At 64.2% G+C, this 25,508-nt stretch carries 25 protein-coding genes; 7 read left to right on the top strand and 18 right to left on the bottom strand.

From position 1 onward, the window contains the following. Positions 1 to 6: 6 nt before the first annotated feature. Positions 7 to 1,017 carry an RNA 3'-terminal phosphate cyclase gene (gene rtcA, locus CQW49_RS21335; RefSeq protein ID WP_202962495.1) on the top strand — a complete coding sequence of 337 codons (1,011 nt, stop codon included), beginning with the start codon at positions 7 to 9 and terminating at the stop codon, positions 1,015 to 1,017. A gap of 58 nt (positions 1,018 to 1,075) precedes the next feature. Here the strand turns inward: rtcA and CQW49_RS21340 are convergent, their stop codons facing one another. Next, complete coding sequence (locus CQW49_RS21340) at positions 1,076 to 2,191, bottom strand: RHE_PE00001 family protein (protein WP_003615530.1); 1,116 nt, start codon at positions 2,189 to 2,191, stop codon at positions 1,076 to 1,078. 323 nt (positions 2,192 to 2,514) lie between these two features. Here CQW49_RS21340 and CQW49_RS21350 point away from each other — a divergent pair, with 323 nt between their 5' ends. Genes CQW49_RS21350 through CQW49_RS21360 form a run of 3 tightly spaced genes read left to right on the top strand, consistent with a single transcriptional unit; the run spans position 2,515 to position 4,159 of the window. Next, a complete protein-coding gene (locus tag CQW49_RS21350; RefSeq protein ID WP_003615532.1) occupies positions 2,515 to 2,940 on the top strand; it encodes a putative toxin-antitoxin system toxin component, PIN family in 426 nt (141 codons plus the stop codon). Beyond that, positions 2,937 to 3,203, top strand: a complete 267-nt coding sequence (locus CQW49_RS21355) for a toxin-antitoxin system HicB family antitoxin (RefSeq protein ID WP_003615534.1) — start codon at positions 2,937 to 2,939, stop codon at positions 3,201 to 3,203. The genes CQW49_RS21350 and CQW49_RS21355 overlap by 4 nt, the downstream gene beginning before the upstream one ends. Positions 3,204 to 3,244: 41 nt before the next feature. Next, positions 3,245 to 4,159 (top strand): recombinase family protein, encoded by a 915-nt coding sequence (locus CQW49_RS21360; RefSeq protein WP_024750051.1) that lies wholly within the window; start codon positions 3,245 to 3,247, stop codon positions 4,157 to 4,159. Between the two features lie 40 nt (positions 4,160 to 4,199). Here CQW49_RS21360 and repC read toward each other — a convergent pair whose 3' ends face one another. The 17 genes from repC to CQW49_RS21445 all read right to left on the bottom strand — a co-directional run bounded on the left by repC (position 4,200) and on the right by CQW49_RS21445 (position 20,578). Next, positions 4,200 to 5,534 (bottom strand): plasmid replication protein RepC, encoded by a 1,335-nt coding sequence (repC, locus tag CQW49_RS21365; RefSeq protein ID WP_040567834.1) that lies wholly within the window; start codon positions 5,532 to 5,534, stop codon positions 4,200 to 4,202. Between the two features lie 150 nt (positions 5,535 to 5,684). Beyond that, complete coding sequence (gene repB, locus CQW49_RS21370; protein ID WP_003612696.1) at positions 5,685 to 6,677, bottom strand: plasmid partitioning protein RepB; 993 nt, start codon at positions 6,675 to 6,677, stop codon at positions 5,685 to 5,687. 71 nt (positions 6,678 to 6,748) lie between these two features. Next, a complete protein-coding gene (repA, locus tag CQW49_RS21375) occupies positions 6,749 to 7,930 on the bottom strand; it encodes a plasmid partitioning protein RepA (protein ID WP_003612697.1) in 1,182 nt (393 codons plus the stop codon). Positions 7,931 to 8,196: 266 nt separating this feature from the next. Beyond that, a complete protein-coding gene (ureG, locus tag CQW49_RS21380) occupies positions 8,197 to 8,817 on the bottom strand; it encodes an urease accessory protein UreG (protein ID WP_003612698.1) in 621 nt (206 codons plus the stop codon). Beyond that, positions 8,814 to 9,419, bottom strand: coding sequence for a HupE/UreJ family protein (locus CQW49_RS21385; RefSeq protein ID WP_003612699.1), 606 nt, complete (start codon positions 9,417 to 9,419; stop codon positions 8,814 to 8,816). Before CQW49_RS21385 ends, ureG begins: the two co-directional genes overlap by 4 nt. Then, positions 9,416 to 10,126: an urease accessory protein UreF gene (locus tag CQW49_RS21390; RefSeq protein ID WP_003612700.1), complete on the bottom strand. Its 711-nt coding sequence runs from the start codon at positions 10,124 to 10,126 to the stop codon at positions 9,416 to 9,418. Before CQW49_RS21390 ends, CQW49_RS21385 begins: the two co-directional genes overlap by 4 nt. Continuing rightward, a complete protein-coding gene (locus CQW49_RS21395; protein ID WP_040567833.1) occupies positions 10,089 to 10,595 on the bottom strand; it encodes an urease accessory protein UreE in 507 nt (168 codons plus the stop codon). Before CQW49_RS21395 ends, CQW49_RS21390 begins: the two co-directional genes overlap by 38 nt. A 7-nt stretch (positions 10,596 to 10,602) precedes the next feature. Then, a complete protein-coding gene (gene ureC / locus CQW49_RS21400) occupies positions 10,603 to 12,315 on the bottom strand; it encodes an urease subunit alpha (protein WP_003612704.1) in 1,713 nt (570 codons plus the stop codon). Beyond that, positions 12,305 to 12,628, bottom strand: coding sequence for an urease subunit beta (locus CQW49_RS21405; RefSeq protein ID WP_003612706.1), 324 nt, complete (start codon positions 12,626 to 12,628; stop codon positions 12,305 to 12,307). Before CQW49_RS21405 ends, ureC begins: the two co-directional genes overlap by 11 nt. Further along, entirely contained in the window at positions 12,625 to 12,927 is a 303-nt protein-coding gene (locus CQW49_RS21410; protein ID WP_003612707.1) for an urease subunit gamma, read from the bottom strand. The genes CQW49_RS21405 and CQW49_RS21410 overlap by 4 nt, the downstream gene beginning before the upstream one ends. Positions 12,928 to 13,022: 95 nt before the next feature. Further along, positions 13,023 to 13,766 carry an urease accessory protein UreD gene (locus tag CQW49_RS21415; RefSeq protein WP_024750048.1) on the bottom strand — a complete coding sequence of 248 codons (744 nt, stop codon included), beginning with the start codon at positions 13,764 to 13,766 and terminating at the stop codon, positions 13,023 to 13,025. Positions 13,767 to 13,831: 65 nt separating this feature from the next. Then, entirely contained in the window at positions 13,832 to 14,530 is a 699-nt protein-coding gene (urtE, locus tag CQW49_RS21420) for an urea ABC transporter ATP-binding subunit UrtE (RefSeq protein ID WP_003612711.1), read from the bottom strand. A gap of 3 nt (positions 14,531 to 14,533) precedes the next feature. Beyond that, entirely contained in the window at positions 14,534 to 15,295 is a 762-nt protein-coding gene (gene urtD, locus CQW49_RS21425) for an urea ABC transporter ATP-binding protein UrtD (protein ID WP_003612713.1), read from the bottom strand. Then, a complete protein-coding gene (urtC, locus tag CQW49_RS21430) occupies positions 15,292 to 16,434 on the bottom strand; it encodes an urea ABC transporter permease subunit UrtC (RefSeq protein ID WP_003612715.1) in 1,143 nt (380 codons plus the stop codon). Before urtC ends, urtD begins: the two co-directional genes overlap by 4 nt. A gap of 9 nt (positions 16,435 to 16,443) precedes the next feature. Continuing rightward, complete coding sequence (gene urtB, locus CQW49_RS21435; RefSeq protein ID WP_024750047.1) at positions 16,444 to 18,018, bottom strand: urea ABC transporter permease subunit UrtB; 1,575 nt, start codon at positions 18,016 to 18,018, stop codon at positions 16,444 to 16,446. Positions 18,019 to 18,091: 73 nt separating this feature from the next. Continuing rightward, positions 18,092 to 19,366, bottom strand: coding sequence for an urea ABC transporter substrate-binding protein (gene urtA / locus CQW49_RS21440; protein WP_003612717.1), 1,275 nt, complete (start codon positions 19,364 to 19,366; stop codon positions 18,092 to 18,094). Between the two features lie 21 nt (positions 19,367 to 19,387). After that, a complete protein-coding gene (locus CQW49_RS21445; RefSeq protein ID WP_003612718.1) occupies positions 19,388 to 20,578 on the bottom strand; it encodes a hypothetical protein in 1,191 nt (396 codons plus the stop codon). Positions 20,579 to 20,787: 209 nt separating this feature from the next. Here CQW49_RS21445 and CQW49_RS21450 point away from each other — a divergent pair, with 209 nt between their 5' ends. The 3 genes from CQW49_RS21450 to CQW49_RS21460 are packed head-to-tail and all read left to right on the top strand — an operon-like array spanning position 20,788 to position 25,405. Further along, positions 20,788 to 21,105 (top strand): hypothetical protein, encoded by a 318-nt coding sequence (locus CQW49_RS21450; RefSeq protein ID WP_003612719.1) that lies wholly within the window; start codon positions 20,788 to 20,790, stop codon positions 21,103 to 21,105. Positions 21,106 to 21,126: 21 nt separating this feature from the next. Continuing rightward, positions 21,127 to 24,495 carry a hybrid sensor histidine kinase/response regulator gene (locus CQW49_RS21455; RefSeq protein WP_003612720.1) on the top strand — a complete coding sequence of 1,123 codons (3,369 nt, stop codon included), beginning with the start codon at positions 21,127 to 21,129 and terminating at the stop codon, positions 24,493 to 24,495. Next, positions 24,485 to 25,405: a response regulator transcription factor gene (locus CQW49_RS21460; protein WP_003612721.1), complete on the top strand. Its 921-nt coding sequence runs from the start codon at positions 24,485 to 24,487 to the stop codon at positions 25,403 to 25,405. The genes CQW49_RS21455 and CQW49_RS21460 overlap by 11 nt, the downstream gene beginning before the upstream one ends. The last annotated feature ends 103 nt before the right edge of the window (positions 25,406 to 25,508 follow it).

Genomic DNA, 25,508 nt, shown 5'->3' on the forward strand with positions numbered 1-25,508 from the left:
ATGATCATGATCGATGGCGCCCTCGGCGAGGGCGGCGGGCAGATCCTGCGCTCCGCTTTGAGCCTGTCGATGGCGACGGGGAGGCCTTTCGTCATCGACAGGATTCGCGCCGGTCGCCCGAAGCCGGGCTTGATGCGCCAGCATCTCTCCGCGGTGAAGGCGGCAAAGGACATTTGCGGCGCGAAAGCGACAGGCGATGAGGTGGGGTCGACACGCCTCGCCTTCGAGCCCGGCGCCGTGCGCGCCGGCGAGTTTGTTTTCGACATAGGTTCGGCGGGCTCGACCAGTCTCTTGCTTCAGACTGTGCTCGTTCCGCTGACGCTCGCAGGCGAACCGTCGCGCGTGACGATTCGCGGCGGCACCAATAATCTCGCTGCGCCGCCTTTCGAATTTATCGATCGCGCCTTCCTGCCGCAGCTTCGACGCGCGGGCTATGACATCGCGGCCGCATTGACGCGCCCCGGATTCTACCCCGCGGGCGGCGGCGAGATCATCGTCGAAATCGGCGTGTCGACGCAGATGCATCCGCTCGACATGATGACACGCGGCTCGCTGATCGGGCGAAAGGGCGAAGCGGTCGTCGCCAATCTCGACATATCGATCGCCCGCCGGGAGGCAGAGACTCTATGCACGCTCTTGGATTGGCCGCAGGACGTCGTGCGGCCGATCACCGAGCGACGCGCCAAAGGTCCGGGCAATATTCTCGTGGCGACGCTCGCGTACGAGCATGTGACGGAGGTCTGCATCGCTTTCGGTCGCCTCGGCGCGAGCGCCGAGGTGATCGCCGAGGAATGCGCCACGCAGGTCAGATCATATCTTCTCGGCGACCATCCGGTCGGGCCCCATCTCGCCGATCAGCTGCTTCTGCCCCTGGCGCTCGGCGCGGGCGGCGCTTTCGTCACCTGCGCGCCGTCGCCACATATGTTGACCAATATCGCGATCATCGAGATGTTTCTCGGCGAGAGAATTACAACGACGGACCTTGGAAAGGGCAACTGGCGCGTTGTGATTCGATAGGAGGGTGGCGGCGCATGCGGTTGCGCCAGAACTTCGGACGCCACGCGCGCTCCATTCATCACATGACAGCCCACGCCCTGTATCGACCGCGTCCAGTCAGCTCGCGAAGGTTCGACGAGAGTTCGTCGATCATCTGGGTGGCGGCTTGTTGAGAGACCCGAAGTTCCTTAGCGGCAAGAGGGACGGTGACGACCGGCGAAGCGAGACACAAATCGACGAGCTGCGGCATCCTCGAATTCGTTCTTCGGCCTTTGCATTTTCTGAGTAGGAGCTCGCGCGCAAGCGTCAATCTGTCGAGTTCCTTCGAGTCCGCCTTCGCCATCGTTTCGATCGCACACGCGAACGCGATCAGTCGAGATTCAAAATCATCCCGGCCGACTCGGCGATATTTGGCCTGTCGAAATCCCGAATGCAGCGCTGTGAGACAGTGCCGCGTCTTTCCACGGGAACGGAGCAAGGCCGCGGCGAGCAAGGGACCGAGCCAAGCGCTTCGCTGTAACGGCTCGATCTCCTCCCAGGCATCGAGCGCGATGCTTGCGGCCATCAAGGGCGGAAGGTTCTGGGTTCCGCCCAGACGCTGGCGCCATTCCGCGACGCGCGCCTCGTCATCCCAATCTTCGTCGTAGACCAAACCAGAGTCGTCCCGCTTCAGCGGAGCCGGCTGGATTCGCTCTATCGGGCGTGACGTTCGCGCCAGCAATTCGTCGATTTCAGCGAATTCTCCTGTAATGATCGTCTCACCGTCCTCATCATCCAGCTCTCCATCCGCCACTTCGTCCATGGCGCCCGAACCAATGGTTGGCTCGGACACCGCATCATGCGGTCTCCCTGCGCCACGTAGATTGGCGAGGCCCTCGGTCGTCAACGCCCAGGCCGGTTCGCGATCGGCTATGCGACGACGCGTGAGCAGAACGGCGTGGGCCCGTACGAGCTCGTGCGTCGGCGTGCGCACGTCCATTCCGGCGTCATGAAGCACGAGGTCTTCGAGTTGCACGAACTCGCCCGCGCGCCACAAGGCGGCGCAGGCGTCGTTGAAATGCGCGCGGAGAGCGAACGCCTCGGCGACGGGACTGGAGCGAAGCCGTTCGTCGAAACGCGCGAGGGCGTCCGACGCGCTCTCGAAGGGCGCTTGCAGGCGCTCGTATGAAACAGAGGCGGGAAGATCTAATCCCATTTTAATCCTGCACGAATCAAGGCGATTTTCAATTTATATCGAATTTAGCTTGAGTCATAGAAGATACTTTTTTCCCTTCGTCCAACGGGATCGAAATGGAGCGCCGCGGCCGCCGAAAGCAAGCCTCGGGACGGCTCTGGAGGCGGGCTTCTGCCCGCAAATCGACGAAAAGGGCTGTTTTTCGGGCCTTTCTCCTGCTCACCTCTATGTCGCGGCGCGGAACTTCAGCCTTCGGATGCGTTTTCAAACGACCGATTTATAATGATTTCCAATTTTGGAATTTCGCCCAGTGACACATCCTATGGGATGTATTATATAAAGCCATGAAGCGCCTCGTTCTCGACACCTCGGTCATCGTCTCGGCGTTCCGCAGCTCGCGTGGCGCGAGTTTCGTAATTTTGAACCTCGTGGCCAAAAGACGCCTCGTCCCGCTCGTCTCGACGGCGCTGTTCCTCGAATACGAGGACGTTCTGCAGAGACCGGAACAGCGGGAGGTCCATGGGCTCGATCCGAGCACGGTCGCGAAAGCTCTCAAAGAGCTGGCGGCGCTGTGTGAACCCATCGAGCAGCATTTCAGCTGGCGACCACAATTGTCGGACCCGGCCGACGAAATGGTCTTGGAAGTCGCGCTGAATGGAAGGGCCGACGGTATCGTGACGCACAATGTGCGCGACTTCCACCAAGCGGTCCCAAAATTCGGGATTCCGGTTTTGACGCCAGGCGCCTTGCTGGAAAGGATCGGAAAATGAGCAAAGCGACTTATCCCCTGAAGCTGCCCACCTCCCTCAAGAAGGAGGCTGCCAGACTTGCGAAACAGGACGGCGTTTCGTTGAATCAATGGATCGCGACGGCCGTTGCCCAGAAAATCGGCGTCGTAGAAACGACGGCCGAGTTCCTGAAGCGCCGCGCTGGGAACGCGAGCGGCTCCGGTTTGTCGGAAATTCTTCGGCAAGCGCCCGACCGCGCGCCAGATCCCGGCGACGAGTTGCCTCCCGACTGGGTTTCGTCGTGAAGACGCCTCCTTCGCTCATCTCGAAACCAGTCCCCTGACCCATGCCCCTGATCGGCTATGCCCGCGTCTCGACCGAGGATCAGGTCACGGACGCGCAGACCGATGTGCTGAAGGCGGCCGGCTGCGTCGAGATATTTCGTGAGCACATGTCTGGCGCCAAGGCCTCGCGGCCGGAACTGGCCAAGGCGCTGGCGCGGGTGCGCCGCGGCGACGTGCTGGTCGTCGTGCGGCTCGACCGATTGGCCCGTTCGCTGTCGCATCTCCTGGCCGTGATCGCCGAGCTCGACGCCAAGGGCGCACATTTCAAATCACTCGCCGATCCGATCGACACGACGACCCCGCAAGGCCGTTTCGCCCTGCAGGTTCTGGGCGCCGTGGCCGAGCTGGAGCGCGCCCTGATCCGGGAGCGCACCAAGGACGGCCTGCGCGCCGCCAAAAAGCGCGGCCGCATCGGCGGCAATCCAAAGCTCCGCGCCGGCGACCGCGACGCCATCCAGCGCATCGTCGACGCCAAGGCGGCGAATTATTTCGCGCGCGTCAATCGAACGGCCGAACATTGGCTGCCGGTCGTCCGGCAAATGCGCCCGGATCACCGCTGGCAAGATGTCGTGCGCGTTCTGAACGCCAAGCGCGATGGCGCCAATGGCGCTCCCCTGCCCCAATGGACCGCCGAGCGCCTGAAGCGCGCGGTCAAATGCTTCGTCGCCGAGGGTTTGATCGAGCCCCGCCTCCTCCATCAGGCCGCCAGCCGAAAAGTCAGCAGCGAACGACTCGTCACGCTCGTCGCCGGGATCAAGCGGGCCAATCCCGATCTGACGCTCGCGCAAATCGGCGCGCAGCTCGAGGCGATGTATGAGCGCACGCCGCGCGGCGGAACGCGCTGGGCGCCCTCCTCCGTCAAAAGCCTGCTCGACCGCGCCGAAAAGCTCCGATTGCTCGCCGCCGAAACGCTGTGATCGAGCGGACGGCCGAGGCTCGTGAAAACCCATCCCCACGTCACCCCGTTTTCTTACGCTCGCGCGCCGCTTTCGCAGCCTTGCCGCGCAACAGCGCCATCAACACGGGCCCGAGCGAGAACTCCCCTGCCCTCGCCTTTTCGGTCAGGACACGGAGATAGCCGCCAGCACTCTTGATCTCCTCGCCGCGTTGCAGGATGGCGGCGATGACGATCGAAGCGTCATGCTCGCCCAAGACGTCCACGGCCTGCGCCCAAGCGTCTGGCGAAACGCCGAGAGCCGAGCGCACGATCGCCGCCGCAGCCGCCAAGTCTCGCCAGGAGGCAATTTCGCCGCTCGGAGCATAATCGACGATGTCTGGACAAGCCTCCAGCACCATGCCGAGCGGATAGGCGCGAAGCGCTGGTTTGGGATCGACGGTTCGCGAACGATCCGAGGACGTTTCAGCGCCATGTTCGATCGGTTTCCTACCCTTTTCGAGATTTGGCCCGGACGGATCGGCCCTGCCTTTTCGAAGGCTAGGTTCAAGATCAGAAGAGTTTGTGGTTTGATTCTGTATGTGGCGCTCAGTTTGAGACTCATTGCCGCTCATATTCTGAGCTTTTATGTGCGTTTCCAGCGACTTGTGGATTTCGGCCGCTAGCGCGGTCAGCTCGCCGGCCAGGGCCTCCAGATCGGCGCGGGAAAGCCTCCGACCATAGCGCCCCGAGAGCGTCGCGTAGCGTTCATGTGCGCCGTCCCAGTCGCCCGAGACGCCCTCCTCCAAAGCGGTTTCGATCATTTTTGCGATGTCGCGGCGGGTGAGCGTGATCTTCTCGCGCAGCAGCGCGATCGCACGGTTTTCGGCCCGCATCTCCTCGGCGAGGTTCTCGATTTCGCTCGAGCGCGCCACGAGCGGCGCGAGATCGAAGCCGAACGCGTCCTCTATGGCTCCCCCCTGCCCTTTTCTGGCGAAGCGTTTGCCGTTCGGAGAGTCACGGCGGATGATCAGTCCGGCGTCGACGAGGCAGGCGAGGTGCCGCCGCAGCGTCGCCGGCGCCATGCCATGGGCGCGGATCGATAGCTCCTTGTTCGAGGGAAACACGACGATGCCGCCGGCGGCTCCGCTCGCCTCCTCACGCCTCGCATTATTCCCCGCCAAAGCGAGGGCGGTCTCCTGATGGAAGCTCAACAGCGCGTGCAATACGGATAGCGCGCGCTCGGTGACGCCGAGCGGCTCTTTGGCTTCGGTGAGCGCCCGAAACAATCGCCATTTGTGCACGACGGTTTCGGATGCGCCCGGTTTCGCCGCGAACTCCTCGGTCGCGGTCTGGCTCGCCACCATGGCGAGCGACAGCGACCGCCGCCCGAAGGGCGTCGTTGGACGTGTCTGCATGATCCTTTGCCTCGTTCGGGCAAAAGAAATTCGCTCGCCGAAACGGCGCCGACTCTTGACAGCGATTCGCGGAAGTGTGATTCTCTTAGGTGCGAACTTTGAGAAGGGCTTCCGAGGCGTTACGTTTCGGGGGCCTTTTTCTTTTGCGGTTCAATCTCCGTGATCGACGTTTGTCTTTTCCTGCCTGAACGCTCGATACATATCGGCCAATCGTTCTGACAGATATTCTCCGAACGCTTTCGCGTCAGGACCTTTCGCTTTTAGCGACACCGTATAGCGCTTACCCTCGGCCTTCATTTCAGCAGCCAGCACTCCATCTTCGGACGCCCACTTCGACTGCTGTCCGCTTCTTGCGCGGTTCGTCGATTTTTTGGATTTGAGCCGCGCCACGATCGCGTTGAATCTCTCATCACTGGAAAGGCCGGAGAAACCCGCGTCCTCGATGACTGCTTGCACGCCATCGATCGTACCGGGCCTTTCGAGAAGCGCCTTGAGTTCATACCAACGATCCCGACCTACCCCCTTTGCCGGCCCAATCGCCTCGAGGACTTTCTGGGGCAAGCTCGCAACCGAGAGCATTTTGGAAAGTGTCGTTCGGTCGATAGCAAGAGCGGTGAGGATCGTGGCGTTGTCCTCGTCGTAATGCAGCCGCGAGAGCTTTGCGGCGAACAGCGCCTTCTCGATGAAGGACAGGTTTGCTCTGGCCGAGTTCTCCTGCCCTTGAGCGACGACGTGTTCCCGGTCCCCGAGTTCCTTGATAACGGCCCGAACTTTTCGCTCGAGCAGCTTCGCGACGTGTGCGCGCCTATGGCCGAATACGATCATGTATCGCCCAGGCCGAGAAGGATGCGGACGAACCAGGATCGGCGAATCCTGCCCGTGATCGCGAATAGCCGCCAGGAGCTCGTCGAATTCTCGATCATCCTCGTCGAGTCGATCACGAACAAACGACACGTCGATGCTGTCGGGGTCGAGATCGACGACGGTCTCGCCTTCCATGAGCTTGTCCGCTCGGGCAGCCAACTCGTCGATAGAGCTTAAAATCGAACGAGAGGCGCCTTTCAGCGCATAATCGAGGGCAGGGGTCTTTTCGTCGACGCCACCTTGATCCATGAGGTTGGCGAATGGGTTTTTTCGAGCCACGACTCATCCTCCTCATTGATCTAGTTGATTGAAAGCAAACCGTGTTCTTGCTGATTTGACGGCCGTCAACGTCACGACCTCCCCCACGCCTGGTGAATGAGGCCTTGGATTTCAAAATTCACGGCGTCCATGCATTCGATCGCTCGATCATAGGTGTCGCGGTTGAAGTTCGCTCTGTCGACCTCATACAATGTCTGCTTCGTAAGACCGGCGTCGGAGATCGCCGTCGACTTGAGCATCGGGCTTTTCAGAATTTCCTCGGCCAACATGGATTGCATGAACCCCAGCATTTGAGCTTGAGGCACATCCGTCGGCTCGTATCGCGTGATGAGGTATCGCAACCAGTCCATCTGCACGCGAGCCCCGACCTGTTTGATGGTCCTGGTGATATTGCCGAGCATGAGCAGGAACTGACTCATCGACATCAGGTCCAACATTTGCGGATGCACCGTGATCAATACGGATGTTGCGGCGGCGAGCGCGGTCAGAGTCAGATATCCGAGCTGGGGAGGGCAGTCGATGATAACGACATCATACCGATCGTCCACCGCCTCGAGCGCGTTCCCGAGCCGGGCGAAAAACCGCTTGCCCTCCTTCGAACCCTGCATCGCGAGCGGCGTGGTATATTCATATTCCTGCAGTTCCAGATTGGCGGGAATGATGTCGAGAGACGGAAAGTTCGTCGCCAGAATGACGTCATGGATCGACGTCCTGTCCTCATCATAACGAATGGCGTCGTAAAGTGACGGGTTGCGGTCGATTTCTGGCTGGAACCCATGCAGGGCGGAGAGAGACGCCTGCGGATCCAAGTCGATGACCAGCGTCCGATGCCCGGTCAAAGCCAGATGTTGACCAAGATGCGCGGCCGTCGTGGTCTTGCCGGATCCACCTTTGAAATTCACGACCGCGATAACCTGCAGCTTCTCTCCGACTTTTCGATGCGGCACGTATTTCTTGGCGTCAGAACGACCGTTCTTGTCCAAATATTGCCTGAGCTCGATCATCTGCTCAGCGCGATAGAATCGACGGCCCCCTGCAGCGATTGTGGGCTCGGGACCTTTCTTCTCGAGGTGAAGTCGCTTCAGATTGTTCGGACTTACGCCCAAATAATGCGCCACCTCGGCCATCGAGAATTGACGCAGGGTCTTCTTGGCGTTTGGAGGAAATTTCTCCAAACGGAGTTGGTTGAGCTTCCGCGAGATCTCGGCGCCTTGCGCCAGGATCTTGTCGTCGAATTCGAATGTCGGAAGCATGTGTTCTTGCCCGGTGTCGTCAAATAGCGCCAGGAAGGCCTTTCCCGCGAATTTAGCGCCATTATGTGCGATTCTCTCGGGCTGGCAAGAACAATAGGGTTAACAAAATCCTAACTCAGAGCGCTCTCGCTTTCGCGTCCATGCGCGCAGGATCTTCAATGGCGTGCGCATATGGCTGAATTAGCGGCGCTTTGTTCGACTTTTTACGGCCGTCAACATATCGGCTGCGCTTCGACATCCCACCGCCGATGCGCCGGGCGACCTCCCTATCGCGGATAAAGGCCGCCCGCATTCTCGATGAAAGCGGCGATCCGATCGAGGCCGAGATCGCTCTTCAGGCTGGCGAAGACGAAAGGCCGCTCTCCGCGCATGCGGCGCGCGTCGCGATCCATCACCTCGAGCGAGGCGCCGACCATCGGCGCGAGGTCGATCTTGTTGATGATCAAAAGGTCGGAACGCGTGATGCCGGGCCCGCCCTTGCGCGGGATCTTGTCGCCGGCAGAGACGTCGATCACATAGAGCGTGATGTCGGCGAGTTCCGGGCTGAAGGTGGCGGCGAGATTGTCGCCGCCGCTTTCGATCAGAATGAGGTCGAGATCGGGAAATCTGCGATTGAGATCGGCGACCGCGGCGAGATTGGCGGAGGCGTCCTCGCGGATCGCCGTATGCGGACAGCCGCCGGTCTCGACGCCGACGATGCGCTCGGGCGCGAGCGCGCCGGAGCGCGTCAGGAATTCGGCGTCCTCTTTCGTGTAGATGTCATTGGTGATAGCGGCGAGGCGATAATTTTCGCGCAGCGTCTTGCACAGCCGATCCATCAACGCCGTCTTGCCGGAGCCGACAGGGCCGCCGACGCCGACGCGCAGAGGTCCATGAGGAGAAGTCATCGAACCATCCTGCTCATGAGAGGCGAGCGACCAAAGCGCCCGGCCGCCAGGGCGGCGAGGAAGCCGAGCGCATGGCCGAGCGTCGTCGCCGCGACGAGGCCGCAGAGGAAGGCGACGCCCTCCGCGCCCTGCGGCGCTTCCGCTCCATGCGCGAGACCGTGCATCACGCCGAACGCGCCGACGAGGAACAAGCTGATCAGCGCATTGGCGCCGAGCCGCGTCGTCAGCATGACGCCGAGCAGGATCGCCGAATTGAACGTCAGCGCCTGCAGAAGGTTCGGCGGAACGTCGAGCTCCCCGAGCGTCGCCCCCAGAGTCATCGAGGTCACGAAGGCGAGGGGCGCCGCGAGCCGCCACGTCCCGCGCATTCGCGCGCCGAGCCAGCCGACCGCGATGATCGCGGCGAGATGATCGAGGCCGCCGAAGGGATGCTCGAAGCCGAAGGCGAAGCCATGGGTCGCGCCGGCGCCGATATGCGCATGCGCCGGCATGGCGAAGAAAAAGAAGATCGTCGTGGCGATCGTCAGGCGCGGCGCGCTGCGACATTGGATCGCTTCGCTTCGGTCGCGATGACGGCGCTGGCGTGGGACGCGAATGCTCATGAGCGGAATAGCCTCGTATATTGCGTTTCATGGCGCATCGACGCCATGTCGATGCGCAGGGCGGAGGTCGACAATTCGTCGAGCGCCGTTGTTTCGGCCGCTTTGGCGGCCCTCAAAATCGTCGGCGCGAGAGCGGCGAGCGCCCGCAGCCCGTCGGTCTGCCCGAGCGGAACGAGGCGCACGCCGGCCGAAACGAGATTGGCGGCGAATGCCTGCGCATAGGCGATGAGCGCGGCGTCGAGCGGCGCCTCCTTCGCCGCGGCGCCGAGCGCGACCGGATGAGCGATCGCGCCGTCGCGCCGCTGCGCCAGCGCGGCGAGCGCGGCGCTCGGCCATGCGGCGAGCGTCGCGCGCACGAAAGCCGCGCCCTGATGACTGGACTCCAGCGCCATCTCCGCGCTGCCGCGCCAGGCGGCGCAAAGATCGGCGATCTCGTTCAGCGCTTCGAGATCGCCCGCGCGCGCCGCCCGCCAGGAGGAAGCGAGAAAGACGAGGTCGCACCAGCCGCCGCCATGCTCGAGCGTAGCGCCGACATAGGCTTCGAGATCCGTGCGGCTGCGCACCTCGCCCGCCTCGATCGCCCATTCGAGCCCATGGCTGAAGGCGAAAGCGCCGATCGGATAGGACGGCGAGGTGAAGGCGAGGAGCGGCAGCAGCCAGTCGCGCGCTTCATCCATGACGATGTCCATCGGCGTGATGATGCGCATGGTCGTGCGCGTGATCGTCGTGATGATCGCGATGTCCGTGACCGCCATAGGCGCCGGGCTCGGGATCGAACGGCGCCTCGCGCCGCAGCGCCTCTCCGCCCAATCCTTCGACCATAGCGGCAATGACGGAGTCGTCGCGAATGACGAGGCGGTCGGAAAAAATCTGAATGGCGAGATGACGATTGCCGAGATGATAGGCGAGCCGCGGCAGGCCCGCGGCGCCGGCGCGAATTTCCAGCACCGGCTCGGGTCTCGCGACAACGCGGATCACCGAACCATCGTCGAGCGCGAGCCCGTCGCCATCGGCGAGCCGCGCCGCTTCTGCGAGATCGAGCAGAAAAGGCTCGCCCTGATCGCTCGTCAGGCTGCGGCGCCGGCGATGGCGCTCGTCCCAGTCGAGCGTCGCCGTTCCGCGCTCGCGGGTTTTGTCCCAGCTTCCTGCGGGAAGCGCTCGCGACGCTCGCATCATGTCTCCTTCAGAACAGGAAGTAACGTTGCGCCATCGGCAGAACGGCGGCGGGCTCGCAAGTGAGCAGCTCGCCGTCGGCGCGCACCTCATAGGTCTGCGCGTCGACCTCGATCTTCGGCGTCGCGTCATTGAGGATCATGCTGCGCTTCGAGATTCCGCCGCGCGTGTTGGCGACCACATGCAGCGGACGCGTGAGGCCGTATTTCTGCGCGATGCAGGATTCGCGCGCTGCACGGCTGACGAAGGTGACGCTGCTCTGCGTGAGGCTGCGGCCGAAGCCCGCGAACATCGGCCGATAAAGCACCGGCTGCGGCGTCGGAATGCTGGCGTTGGGATCGCCCATCGCCGCCATGGCGATGGCGCCGCCTTTCAAAATCAGCTCTGGCTTCACGCCGAAGAAGGCGGGCGACCATATGACGAGATCGGCGAGCTTGCCGGGCGCGATCGAGCCGACGAGATCGGCGATTCCATGCGCGATCGCAGGATTGATCGTATATTTGGCCACATAGCGCCGCGCGCGAAAATTGTCATTGCCGGCGCCGTCGCCGGCGAGCCTTCCGCGCTGTCGGCGCATCTTGTCGGCGGTCTGCCAGCAGCGAATAATCACCTCGCCGACGCGCCCCATCGCCTGGCTGTCGGAGGAATACATCGACAGCGCGCCGAGATCGTGGAGAATATCCTCGGCCGCGATCGTCTCCTTGCGAATGCGGCTCTCGGCGAAGGCGATGTCCTCGGGAATCTTCGGATCGAGATGATGGCAGACGAGCAGCATGTCGAGATGCTCGTCGAGCGTGTTGACCGTGTAAGGGCGCGTCGGATTGGTGGAGGAGGGCAGCACATTGGCTTCGCCCGCCACCTTGATGATGTCCGGCGCATGGCCGCCGCCGGCGCCTTCCGTATGGAAGGCGTGAATGGTGCGGCCCTTGAAGGCGGCGATCGTCGTCTCGACGAAGCCGCTCTCGTTGAGCGTGTCGCTGTGCAGCGTGACCTGCACATCATGCTCGTCGGCGACCGTGAGCGCGCAGTCGATCGCCGCCGGGCTCGAGCCCCAATCCTCATGCAGCTTGAGGCCGATGGCGCCGGCCTCGATCATCTCGACGAGCGCGCGCGGCTCGCTGGCGTTGCCCTTGCCGAAGAAGCCGAGATTGACCGGCAATCCTTCCGCCGCCTGCATCATGCGCTTCATATGCCAGGGACCGGGCGTGCAGGTCGTCGCCTTCGTGCCTTCGGCGGGGCCCGTGCCGCCGCCGAGCATGGTGGTGACGCCGCTCGCCAGCGCCTCCTCGCATTGCTGCGGGCAGATGAAATGTATATGCGTGTCGATCCCGCCGGCGGTGACGATGCGGCCCTCGCCGGCGATGATCTCCGTGCCGGGGCCGATGATGATGTCGACGCCGGGTTGAATGTCGGGATTGCCGGCCTTGCCGATGCGCGCGATGCGGCCATTGACGACGCCGATATCGGCTTTGACGATTCCCCAATGATCGAGAATGACGGCGTTGGTGATGACGGTGTCGACGGCGCCCTCGGCATTGCTGCGCTGGCTCTGTCCCATGCCGTCGCGGATCACCTTGCCGCCGCCGAATTTCACCTCCTCGCCATAGATCGTGTGGTCGCGCTCGATCTCGATGAAGAGTTCTGTGTCGGCGAGACGGATGCGGTCGCCGACCGTCGGCCCGAACATTCCGGCATAGGCGCGCCGTCCGATTCTATTCGCCATCGCGCGTCTCCAGAGGTCCCATCACCGCGCCGTTGAATCCATAGACCGCGCGCGCGCCGGCGTAGGGAACGAGCGTCACCATGCGCGTCTGGCCGGGCTCGAAGCGCACCGCCGAGCCCGCGGGAACATCGAGCCGCATCCCGCGCGCGAAGGCGCGATCGAAGCGCAGCGCGCTGTTGGTCTCGCCGAAATGATAATGCGAGCCGACCTGGATCGGTCGGTCGCCGGTGTTGGCGACCTCGAGCGTGATCGTCGCGCGGCCTTCGTTGAGGAGGATCTCGCCGTCGGCGGGAATGATCTCGCCGGGGATCATCGGATCGGCTCGTGAACGGTGACGAGCTTCACGCCGTCGGGAAAAGTCGCTTCGACCTGCACCGCCTCGATCATCTCCGCAACGCCCTCCATCACCTGCTCGCGCGTCAGCACATTCGCGCCCTCGGCGCGCAATTGCGCGACCGAGCGTCCGTCGCGCGCGCCCTCGACGACGAAATCGGTGATGAGCGCGATCGCCTCCGGATAGTTGAGCTTGGCGCCGCGCTCGAGGCGCCGGCGCGCCACCATCGCCGCGACGGCGACGAGCAGCTTGTCTTTTTCGCGCGGCGTCAGATGCATCCCGCGTTCTCCCTGCACATCCTATTTGGACCGAGCCTCGAGGCTTGCGCTCCTTGGACCGCGAGCCTTCAGGCTCGCATCCAAGACCCGCTCATTCAATTCATCCACAGCCGCGGCGCGCCGGCGCGCCCGCCCGTCGCCAGCGGCCGCAACGCCGAGAGCGCCTCGACGACCATGCGGCGCAGCCGCGCGGCGTCGCTCTCGAGGAAGCGCAACAGCAGCACGCCATTGACGAGGCTGGCCGCACCCTCGGCGCATCGGCGCGCGAGCTCGAGCAGCTCCGCGACATTGGGTCCGACGACGACAATGGTCGCATAGCCGGCGGCGTCGCCGACGCCGAAAGGCGCGGCGCGATGCGCGGCGAGATCGCCTTCGAGGCCGATGGCGTCGGCCCAGACGAGCCGGCCGCCGATGCGCAAGCTCCAGCAATCGCGCAGCGCGCCCGCATTCAACCATTCGCCGCTGGCGCGTCGACCGAACAGCAGCATCTCGACGCCGAGGAAATGCGACGTCGGCGCGAGATCGATGTCGATGCGCCGGCGCAGACGCGCGCTGTCGAACAGAATGGTTTCTTGCGGCAGCCATTCGAGCCGGGCGCCCTCGGCGCAACGAAGGCGCGTCGCGATTTGCGCGCTCTCGCCAGCGGAGCGATAGATCTTTTCGGCCGCCGGCGTCGTGATCGTCAGCGCGGCGCCGGCCTCGACTTCTATGTCGAGAGCATAATGATCGCCGCCGACAACTCCGCCGCCGGTGTTGACGATCGCCGCCTCCGGCGCCTCGTCGGGCTCGACGGCGGGAAACAGCGCCCTCAGCGGCGCCTCCTGCGCCAGATGTCGCAACCGGCTCGCTCCCTGAACTTGCGCAAAGCGCATTTCAACGCGGCCCCTCGCACGCTCGGGACCCTTCACAACGCCACGAAATCCCTGATGCCGTCCTTGTCCATATCGGCCCCGAGCCCTTGTCTGACGATGCTGCCGCGTGACATCACCAGATAATGATCGGCGAGGTCGCGACCGAAGTCGTAGAATTGCTCGACGAGCAGAATGGCGAGATCGCCGCGCCGGCTCAAGCTCTTTATCACCTCGCCGATGAGCTTGATGATCGACGGCTGGATTCCTTCCGTCGGCTCGTCGAGGATGATCAGCTTCGGATCGGAGACGAGCGCCCGCGCGATGGCGAGCTGCTGCTGCTGGCCGCCGGAGAGATCGCCGCCGCGCCGGCGCAGCATCTCCTTCAGCACCGGGAACATCTCATAGATTTCGCTCGGCACGGAGCGCGCTTTGCCGGCGGGCTTCACGGCCATGCCCATCAACAGATTCTCTTCGACCGTGAGGCGCGAGAAGATCTCCCGCCCCTGTGGCACATAAGCGACGCCGCGCGCCGCGCGCTGGTTCGGCGTGAGCTGCGAAATATCTACGCCGTCGAGGCGGATGGCGCCGCCGCGGATCGGCGTCACGCCCATGATGCTGCGCAGCAGCGTCGTCTTGCCGACGCCATTGCGTCCGAGCAGCACGGTGCAGGCGCCCTGCGGCGCCGTGAAGGACACATCGCGCAGAATATGGCTGCTGCCGTAATATTGATGAAGGCCGCTGATCTCGAGCATCGCCTAGCGTCCCAGATAGACTTCGATGACGCGCTCGTCGCTCTGCACCTCGGACAAGGGTCCTTCGGCGAGCACGGCGCCTTCGTGCAGCACGGTGACCTTGCGGGCGATAGCGGCGACGAACTCCATATCATGCTCGACCACCATGATCGAATGCTGGCCGGCAAGCGTTTGCAGCAGCTCGGCGGTGCGCTTCGTCTCATGGTCGGTCATGCCGGCGACCGGCTCGTCGAGCAGCAGCAGCAAGGGGCGCTGCGCCAGCAGCATGCCGATCTCCAGCCATTGCTTCTGCCCATGCGAGAGCAGGCCGGCGCGCTCCTGCGCCTTGTCGGCGAGCTCGACCGTCTCCAGCAGCTCACCGATGCGGTCGATCGCCTCGCCGCTGATGCGGCGGAAGAGCGAAGCGCGCACGCTCTTGTCGGCCTTCACCGCGAGCTCGAGATTCTCGAACACGGTGAGATGCTCGAACACGGTCGGCTTCTGGAACTTGCGGCCGATGCCGGCGGCCGCGATCTGCGGCTCGTTCATTTTGGTGAGATCGAGCGAGCGGCCGAAGAAGACCTGGCCCGTATCGGGCCGCGTCTTGCCGGTGATGACGTCCATCATCGTCGTCTTGCCGGCGCCGTTCGGGCCGATGATGCAACGCAGCTCGCCGACGTCGATCGACAGCGACAGGCCGCGCAGCGCGCGAAAGCCGTCGAAAGTCACCTGCACATCGTCGAGATAGAGCGCGACGCCACTGGACATTTCGGTCGCTTCGTTCATGACGCGCGCTCCTTGCGAGGGAAGGGAAGCGCGATCCTCGGCCAGCGAGGCGCGTCGACGAGGCCGATGACGCCTTTGGGCAGCAGCAGCGTGACGAGCACGAACAGCAGCCCGAGAAAGAACAGCCAATATTCAGGGATGGCGGCGGTGAAGAGGCTCTTCGCGCCATTGACGACGACGGCGCCGACGAGCGGGCCGATCAGCGTGCCGCGTCCGCCGACGGCGGTCCATATGGCGATCTCTATCGAGGCCGCCGGCGACATCTCGCTCGGATTGATGATGCCGACCTGCGGCACATAGAGCGCGCCGGCAAGCCCGCAGATCGCCGCCGAGAAGGTCCAGATCGCGAGCTTGTAGGAGAGCGTGTCATAGCCGCAGAACATCACTCGGCTCTCCGCCTCGCGAATGGCGGTGAGCACGCGGCCGAGCTTGCTGGTCACGATGAAGCGCGAGACGAGAAGCAGCAGCAAGAGGCTCGCGCCGGAGAGCATGAACAGGATGATGCGCGTCTGCGGCGTCGCCAGCGGATAATCGAGAATGCGCTTGAAATCGGTGAACCCGTTATTGCCGCCGAAGCCCGTTTCGTTACGGAAGAACAGCAGCATCATCGCATAAGTGAGCGCCTGTGTGATGATCGAGAAATAGACGCCCTTGATGCGCGAGCGGAAGGCGAAGAAGCCGAATGCAAAGGCGAGCGCCGCCGGCGCGAGGATCGCGAGTGCGATGGCGTAGGCGAAATGATCGGTGAAGGCCCAGAACCAGGGGAACGCCTTCCAGTCGAGGAAGACCATGAAGTCGGGGAGGTCGGCGTGATAGCTGCCGTCATGGCCGATCTGACGCATCAGATACATGCCGAAGGCGTAGCCGCCGAGCGCGAAGAACACGCCATGTCCGAGGCTCAATATCCCCGCATAGCCCCAGACCAGATCCATGGCGAGCGCCAGCATGGCGTAGCAGAAGAGTTTTCCCGCGAGCGCGATCGAAGCGTCCGAGAGGTGAAGCATCGACGCTTCGGCGGTGGCGAGATTGGCGAATGGCGCGACGATGAAAATGACCGCCGCGCCGAGCGCGAAGGCGCACCAGCCGCGCCGATCGAAGAGACGCCGCGCGAGAGTGGGGGAGGGAGGGACATGGAGCATGGATTGCGCTCAATCGGCCTGTCGGCCGCCGAGCGCGAACAGGCCCTGCGGACGTTTCTGGATGAAGACGATGAGGAAGACGAGCAGGCCGATCTCCGCGAGCACGGCGCCGACGAGATTCTCGAATATCTTGCCTGCAACGCCGAGGCCGAGCGCGGCGTAGACGGCGCCGGCGAGCTGGCCGACGCCGCCGAGCACGACGACCATGAAGCTGTCGACGATGTAATGCTGACCGAGATCGGGTCCGACATTGCCGACCTGCGACAACGCCACGCCGGCGAGGCCCGCTATGCCGGAGCCGAGCGCGAAGGCGATGGTGTCGATGCGCGAGGAGTCGACGCCGACGCATTTGGCCATCGTCCGGTTCTGCGTCACCGCGCGCACGAACAGGCCGAGGCGCGTGCGCGCCAGCAGAAAAGAGACGAGCAGCAGCACCGCCAGCGAGAAGAGGATGATGACGACGCGGTTATAAGGAAGCTCGAGATTGTCGGTGACGAAGAGGCGGCCGGACATCCAGGCGGGATTTTCGACCTGCACATTCTGCGCGCCGAAGATCGTGCGCACCGTCTGCATCAGGATCAGGCTGACGCCCCAGGTGGCGAGCAATGTTTCCAGCGCGCGCCCATAGAGGAAGCGGATGACGAGGCGCTCGATGACGACGCCGACGAGCGCCGCGACCACGAAGGCGACCGGCGCGGCGGCGGCGAGATAATATTGGAAATGATCGGGCAGATGCGCGCGAAAGAGATTTTGCACCACATAAGTGGCGTAGGCGCCGATCATCATCATCTCGCCATGCGCCATATTGATGACGCCCATCAGCCCGTAAGTGACCGCGAGGCCGAGCGCCGCGAGCAGGAGAATGCTGGCCAGGCTGACGCCCGAGAAGACGATGCCGAGAGTCTCGCCGACCGCGAGGCTCGATTCGATATTGCGCAGCGACCGGGTGAGCGCCACGCGAATCTCGCCGTCCTCCTCGACCGAAAGGCGCGCCTTCAGCGCTTCGCGCACGCGGCCGGAGACGCTGGCGCGCAGCGCCTTGGCGGCGGCGAGCCGAACCGTGCGATGCGTCGACTGCAATTCCGAGAGGGCGCGAATCTGGCGCAGCGCGTCGCGCACGGCGGAATCGCGCTCGCGGCTCTCGGCCTCGGCGATGAGCGCGAGCCGCGCCTCGTCGAGCTCGGCGCTCTGCAGGCGCTTCACCGATTCGAGCCGCGTCGCGGGATCGGGAGAGGCCAGCTCCAACGCCGCGATCGACTCCTCGATCGCCAGCCGCACGCTGTTGCTCGTCGAGACCTCCTCGAGCTCTGCGGGAAGCGCGACGGGCGTGCGCTGCAGCGCGTCGAGGCCGTGATCGTCCTCGACGATGAAGACGCCGTCGTCCGCCGTTCGCACATGATCGGCGAGCAGATCTCGCAGAAAGGGAAGGGCGGCGACGTCGCGCTTCGCGACGAGCGCGTCGAGCGCGAGGCGTTGCTCCTCCGCGTCGCCGCCGGCGAGACGAGCAATCGTCTCACGATCGAGCGCCGCCGCCGGCGCGCAGAATATCGTCGCCATCGCGAGGCCGACGATCAGTCGCAGCATACGCAAATCGAGACGCTCCCTATTGCAAATTCGCTTGCGGACGGCCCTGGCGTCGAGCCGTCCGCTTCTCGCGTCAGTTGGTGTCGGGCTCGTCCTTCTTCTGATCGTTGCCGGCGATGAAGGGGCTCCAGGGCTGCGCCCGCACCGGTCCGGGCGTCTTCCACACGACATTGAACTGACCATCGGCCTTCACCTCGCCGATGAGAACGGGCTTGTGCAGATGGTGGTTCTTTTCATCCATCTCGGCGGTGAAGCCGGAGGGCGCGGCGAATTTCTGGCCGGCCATCGCGGCGATCACCTTGTCGACATCGGTGGTCTTCGCCTTCTCGACCGCCTGCTTCCACATATTGACGCCGATATAGGTCGCCTCCATCGGATCATTGGTGAGCGGCTTCTCTGGATTGGCGACGCCATGCGATTTGGCGTAGGCGGCCCATTTCTTCTTGAACTCCGCATTGGCGGGGTTCTTCAGCGACATGAAATAATTCCACGCGGCGAGATGGCCGACGAGCGGCTTGGCGTCGACGCCGCGCAGCTCCTCTTCGCCGACCGAGAAGGCGACGACCGGAACTTCCGTCGCCTTGAGGCCGGCGTTGCCGAGCTCCTTGTAGAATGGCACGTTCGAATCGCCGTTGATCGTCGACACCACCGCGGTCTTGCCGCCCGAGGCGAATTTTTTGATGTTGGCGACGATCGTCTGATAATCGCTGTGACCGAAGGGCGTATATTCTTCCATGATGTCGGCGTCGGCGACGCCCTTCGAGTGGAGGAAGGCGCGCAGGATCTTGTTGGTCGTGCGCGGATACACATAATCGGTGCCGAGCAGGACGAAGCGCTTGGCGCCGCCGCCGGCCTTGCTCATCAGATATTCGACCGCGGGAATCGCCTGCTGGTTCGGCGCCGCGCCGGTGTAGAAGACATTCTTCTCGAGCTCCTCGCCCTCATATTGCACCGGATAGAACAGGAGACCGTTCAGCTCCTTGAACACCGGCAGCACGGACTTGCGCGACACCGAGGTCCAGCAGCCGAACACCACGGCGACCTTGTCGGCGGCCAGCAGCTGGCGCGCCTTCTCGGCGAACAGCGGCCAGTTCGACGCCGGATCGACGACGACCGGCTCGAGCTTGCGGCCGAGCACGCCGCCCTTGGCGTTGATCTCCTCGATCGCCATCAGCGCCGTGTCCTTCAGCACGGTCTCGCTGATCGCCATGGTGCCTGACAAAGAGTGAAGAATGCCGACCTTGATCGGTCCCTTGTCGGCGGCGCGCGCGGGAAGCATCGCGCTCGCCGCGAGCAACGCGCCGGCGGCGACGAGGCCGAGGCTCTTGACCACTACTCTACGTTTCATTCGCTTGGCTCCCTGACGCGTTCAGAACTGGATTTGCAGGCCGAGGGTGAATTTGTCGGCGTCCTTGCGCGCGGTGAATTGATTGACCGCGTAATTGGCGGTGATGCGCAGATTATGACCGTCGATCACATAGGTGGCGCCCATGTCGTATTGGCGCTCCCATGTGAATGCGAGCGTGTCGCGGAAGGATTGGTAGCGGAAATAGGGCTGCAGCCTGCCCCAGCCGATCACATAAGGGATGAGATAGCCGGCGCCGAGCATATAGGCTTCGCCCGGACGAATGCCGCCGACGAGATCGGTCGAGCGCGCGCCGTTGAGATTGGTGGCGACGTCATTCACGCCATTCGTATAGTAGCGGTAATAGGCGCCCTCGAAGGTGACGGCGCCGAACTCGCCGAGCTTCTTCTCGAACAGCAGGTCGACGTTCCAGGCGGTGAAGTCGGCGCGCTGCAGCGCATTGCCGACGCCGTCCTGCTGATGCTGAACGGCAAAGCCGATGCCGAGAACATCCGCGCCGCCGAAATAGGTGCTGCTCGTGTAATAGGCCGGGTCCGGATCGGGGTCGAGCAGATTGAGGTTCACGCGGCCGGCGAACAAAGGATGGCCGGATTGATTCGAGGCGCCGACGATCTGGTTGTGCCCGTCATAAACGCCGAACGAATAAGTAAGCCGCTTCTCGAACAGCTTGCCCCAGATCGTGCCGCCGTCCATACGGCCGGAGACCTTCCCGGGATAGCGTGAAACGACTCCTGGATAGGACCAGCCGAGAAGATAGAACGGGCCGTCGAGGTTGGAGCGGTCGCTCGGCGGCAGCATGCGGCCGCCCCAGACGTTGATCTGGTCCATGGGCTCGATCTGGGCGTAGCCGTCGAGCACCTGAATGGTGCTGTCGCCGGTGATCTCCGTGTTCAATGTCGCTTTCAGATATTGGTTGAAGGAAGCGGAGGTGAACATACGGAAACGGTCGAGATCGACGCGGGCGGAATTGGTCCCGGGCGCGTTGTTGCGCGTCACGTCGCTGAAGAACGACCGTAGACCGAAACCGACGCTGAACCATTGGTCGTCGTCGCCGAATGGAACCACGACGCGCGCCTGCGCCGCGCCGGCCGCCAGCAGAGAGGCCGCCAGCGTCGTCATGGACGCCGCTCTCACGAAAGAATTGGAGCGCCTGCGCGCGTCGTCGCGCGCCTGCTCGTCGCCGTTTTCGGTCATAGATCCCCCTCGATGTCATGCGGCGCGCGCTCGCCCTTCGGCGCCCGCCGAGGGCTGCGATTCGTCCGCCGCGGTCTCGCCGCCCGTATCGGAGGAATAACGGGGCATGCCCTTACGCAGGAATACGCTGAAATGCGTATTGCTCCGTACGCGCTATCGTGTGGAATAGGGCGAAGGCCGGCGAAGGACCCGCCGGCGGGGGGAATGCGATGCGTAAATCGACGGCTATGGACATCATCGGCTGCGTGGCGGGGGCGCTCGCGCTGCTCGCTCTCGTGCAGCAGGCGAACGGAAAGACGGTGAAGGGCCCGGCGCCTGCGGCGACGCAGCCGCGATACGCCGTGGATCTCTGGTGGAACAGAGGCGGCGACATGGGCGGGCTGAAAAAGGCGACCGACGCCTGCGTGAAGAAGCTCGGCGATAGCGAGCGGCCGGCGAGCCTCTCGACCATGGTTCTGTCGCGGGCCATGCTAGACTGTCTCGAGGGGGAGGGGTGGCGCCCGGTGGGCGAGCCTCGCCCGGTGTGAGGTCGAGTTCAGAAAGAGCGAATGAGCGAGCAGCAGCGTATATTTCCCGTCCGGCGGACCTATAATCAGTTCGTCGCCGATCAGACGCTCGAAGATTATTCGCTGCGCTACACCGCCGAGTCGGCGCGCCGCTTCACGCCGTGGCGCGTCGCCAATACGGCGCTCGGGGCGATCTCCTTTCTCGCTTGCGAGGCGCTCGGCGGCGGCGTCACGCTGAGCTTCGGCTTCGCCAACGCCATGGCGGCGATTCTCGCCGTCGGCGCGCTGACCTTCCTCGTCAGCCTGCCGATCGGCCATTACGCGGCGAAATATGGCGTCGACATGGATCTGCTGACGCGCGGCGCCGGCTTCGGCTATTTCGGCTCCACGGTCACCTCGCTCATCTACGCCTGCTTCACCTTCATTCTCTTCGCGCTCGAAGGGACGATCATGGCCGAGGCGCTGAAGAGGGGGCTCGGCGTGCCGATCGGAATCGCCTACGCCATCTCGGCGCTCTGCGTGCTGCCGATCGCCGCGCTCGGCATGCGCTTCATCAGCCGCTTTCAGCTGTGGACGCAGCCGATCTGGCTCGTCCTGCAGATCGCGCCGCTCGCTTATGTGATGGTCGCCGGCGCGCCGGCGTTGCGCGCCTGGGCCTCGCATCCCGGCGCGCAGGGCGCGCAGGCCGCCGGCTTCGATCTCGCGGGCTTCGGCGCGGCCGTCTCAATCCTGCTCTCGCTGCTGCCGCAGATCGGCGAGCAGGTCGATTATCTGCGCTTCCTGCCGAGCAAGGGCCGCGTCGGCGCCGCGAGCCGGCGCGGCGCGCTGCTCTGCGCCGGGCCGGGCTGGATCGTGATCGGAGCGCTCAAGCTCGCCGCCGGCTCCTTCCTCGCCGCCCAGGCGCTCGCGCTCGGCGTGCCCGCCGAGCGCGCCGCGGAGCCGAGCGAGCTCTATCGTCTCGCCTTCGACGGTCTGTTCGGCTCGCCGTCGCTGGCCTTGGGGCTCACGCTCGTCTTCGTCGTCGTCTGCCAGACCAAGATCAATGTCACCAACGCTTACGCCGGCTCGATCGCCTGGTCGAACTTCTTCTCGCGGCTCACGCATAATCACCCTGGGCGCGTCGTCTGGCTGGTGTTCAACGTGATGCTGGCGCTGATGCTGATGGAGTTCGGCGTCGCCCGCGTCGTCGACAGCGTGCTCGCTCTCTACTCCAATTTCGCCGTGGCCTGGATCGGCGCTCTGACCGCCGATCTCGTCGTCTCCAAGCCGCTGGGCCTCAGCCCGCCGGCGATCGAGTTCCGCCGGGCCTATCTCTACGATCTCAATCCGGTCGGATGCGGCGCCATGCTGGTCTCGCTCGTCGTCTCGACGGCGACGCTCTACGGCCTCGGCGGCGAGACGCTGCGGCCGCTCGCGGCGCCGATCGGCTTCGTCGTCGCCTTCTCGCTGGCGCCGCTGCTCGCCTACGCCACACGCGGGCGCTATTATATCGCGCGGCCGCCGACGATCTTCGCCGGCGTCGCGCAGCCGCTGCGCTGCATGATCTGCGAGAACGCCTTCGAGCCGCAGGACATGGCCTGCTGTCCCGCCTACAACGGACCGATCTGCTCGCTCTGCTGCTCGCTCGACATGCGCTGCGGCGACCGCTGCAAGCCGGACGGCAGCCTCGTCGAGAAGGCGAAGGCGCGTTTCGCCGGCCTGCTCCCGCGCGTCGCGCTCGACGTCTTCTCGTCGCGCGCCGGCCGCTTCGTCATCGTGCTCGGCCTGCTCACGCTCGTCAGCGCGGCGATCCTCGGCGCGATCTATCTGCAATATGCGGCGGCGGTCGGACCCGCGGCGCGGCCAATCGTGCGCACGACGCTGGAGATCGTCTTCGTCGGACTGCTGCTGGTGATGGGCGTCGCCGCCTGGACCTTGGTGCTCGCGCAAGAGAGCCGTCGTCTCGCCGAGGAGGAGACGCGCCGTCAGACCGAGTTTCTGCGCGAGGAGATCGCCGCGCATGAGCGCACCGACGCCGAGCTGCAGCGCGCCAAGGAGGCGGCGGAGGGGGCGAATATCGCCAAGACGCGCTTCATCGCCGGCCTCAATCACGAAATTCGTTCACCGCTCAATGCGATCAACGGCTATGCGCAATTGCTCGAGCGGGACGTGACCGACAATCCGCAGGATGCGGCGCGCGTCATCCGCCGCAGCGCGGAGCACATCACCAATCTCATCGACGGCCTGCTCGACGTCGCCAAGATCGAAACCGGCTCGCTCGATGTCGCGCGCGACATCTTCCGCATCGACGAGACTCTCGATCAGCTCGTCGACATGTTCCGCCTGCAGGCCGCGGCCAAGGGCGTCGCCTTTCGCTATGAGCGCAGCCCGCTGCTGCCCCGCTATGTGCGCACCGACAAGAAGCGTCTGCGGCAGATCCTCATCAATCTCGTTTCCAATGCGGTGAAGTTCACCGAGACGGGTCATGCGTCGTTGAAGGTCGGCTTCCGCAACGACATCGCCGAATTCATCGTCGAGGACACCGGCGTCGGCATTCTGCCCGAGGATTTGGAAGGGATCTTCGCGCCTTTCGAGCGCGGCCGGCTGCCGCAGGTCGCCGCCATTCCCGGCACCGGCCTCGGCCTCACCATCACCAAGCTGCTGACGCAGATCCTCGGCGGCGAGATCAAGGTGGAGAGCAAGGTCGGCGTCGGCAGCCGCTTCGTCGTGCGGCTCTATCTGACCGCGGCGTCATCGCCGGACGAAGGACCGAAGCCGCCGCGAATTCGCGGCTATGCAGGGCCGCGCAAGACGATCCTCGTCGCCGACGACACGCAAGTTCATCTCGATCTGATGCGGCGAGCGCTCGGCGGGCTGGGCTTCGAGGTCATGACGGCGTCCAATGGCGCCGATTGCGTCGACATCGCGCTCGAGCATCGTCCCGATCTCGTGATGCTCGACATCGCCATGCCGAGCTTGAACGGATGGGAGGCGGCGCGACGTCTGCGCGCAGCGCTCGGCGCGGAGACGCCGATCATGATGGTTTCGGCCAATGCGCATGAGCTGATCGAGCGCCGCGCGATCGATTCGCCCCATGACGACTTTCTGATCAAGCCGATCGAAATCTCCGAAATGCTCGATCGCATCGGCAATCTTCTGGGGCTCGATTGGCTCTATGTCGCGGCGCGCTCCCTCGCCTCCGACACGCCGCTCGCGCCGCAGCGGCACGGGCTCTCGCCCGAGCGCGTCGAGCGGCTGCTGCGGCTCGCCGACATGGGCTACAGCCGCGGCATCGAGGCGGCGCTGCGCGAGATCGAGAACGAATCGCCCGGCCATGCCGCCGTCGTCGCGCAATTGCGCGTGCTGGCGAAGAACTTCGAGTTCGAAGCGTTGAAGCAGGCGCTGCGGGACGGAAGCGGCGATGTCGGCTGATCTGCGCCAGCGCGACACGGCGCTCGTCGTCGACGACAATCGCGACGAGCTCGGCTTTCTCGTCGACGCGCTGGAGCGCGCCGATTTGACCGTGCTCGCGGCGACGACCGGCGAGGCGGCGCTGTCGCTGCTGGAGCGCGTGCCACCCAATGTCGTGGTGCTCGACGCGGTGATGACCGGGCTCGACGGCTTCGAGACCTGCCGGCGCATCAAGCAGAATCCGCGCTTCGCTCATGTGCCGGTGATTTTTCTCACCGGACTCAAGGACACGAGCCATGTGCTGATGGGGCTCGAGGCGGGCGGCGTCGATTATGTCGTGAAGCCGGTGATCATCGAGGAGCTCATCGCGCGCATTCGCATCCATGTGTCCAATGCGAAAGCCGCCTTCGGCGCGCGCGTCGCTCTGGACGCCGCGGGCCGTCATCTCCTCGCGGTCGACCGAAATGCGCGCCCTCTGTGGTGCACGCCGCAGGCGGCTGATCTGCTCGCCGCGCAATTCGGCGCCTTCGAGATTTTACGCGCGGAGCCGCCGGACGCCTTCTCCGCTCTCATGCGCGCCGTCATCGAGAAGCGGGAGCAGGGCGCCGCCCAGGTCGAAACGGAACGAATGTCGATCTCCTTCCTCTGCGAGATCGGCGGCGAGGAGCTGCTGTTTCGCCTGTCGGAGCGGCATGTCGTCAGCGACGAGGCGTTTCTCGTCGGCAAATTCGCGCTCACCTCGCGCGAGGCGGAAGTGGTGAGCTGGATCGCGCGCGGCAAGTCGAATGTCGACATAGCGGAGATTCTCTGCATCTCGCCGCGAACCGTTCACAAGCATCTCGAGCGTATCTTCATCAAGCTCGGCGTCGACAGCCGTTCGTCCGCGACCTCGGTGGCGCTGCAGGCTCTGCAGAGCCGATCGAGCGATTGAGGCGAGCGTGGCGGGGATAGGGATCGAAGCAGCGCGCGCCGCCGTTGCTTTGCGCGGCGTTTCGAAGGAGAATGCCGCTCTTTCGGCGTAGTGGGAGCGCTCA

This window comes from Methylosinus trichosporium OB3b (assembly GCF_002752655.1).
GTDB lineage: Bacteria > Pseudomonadota > Alphaproteobacteria > Rhizobiales > Beijerinckiaceae > Methylosinus > Methylosinus trichosporium.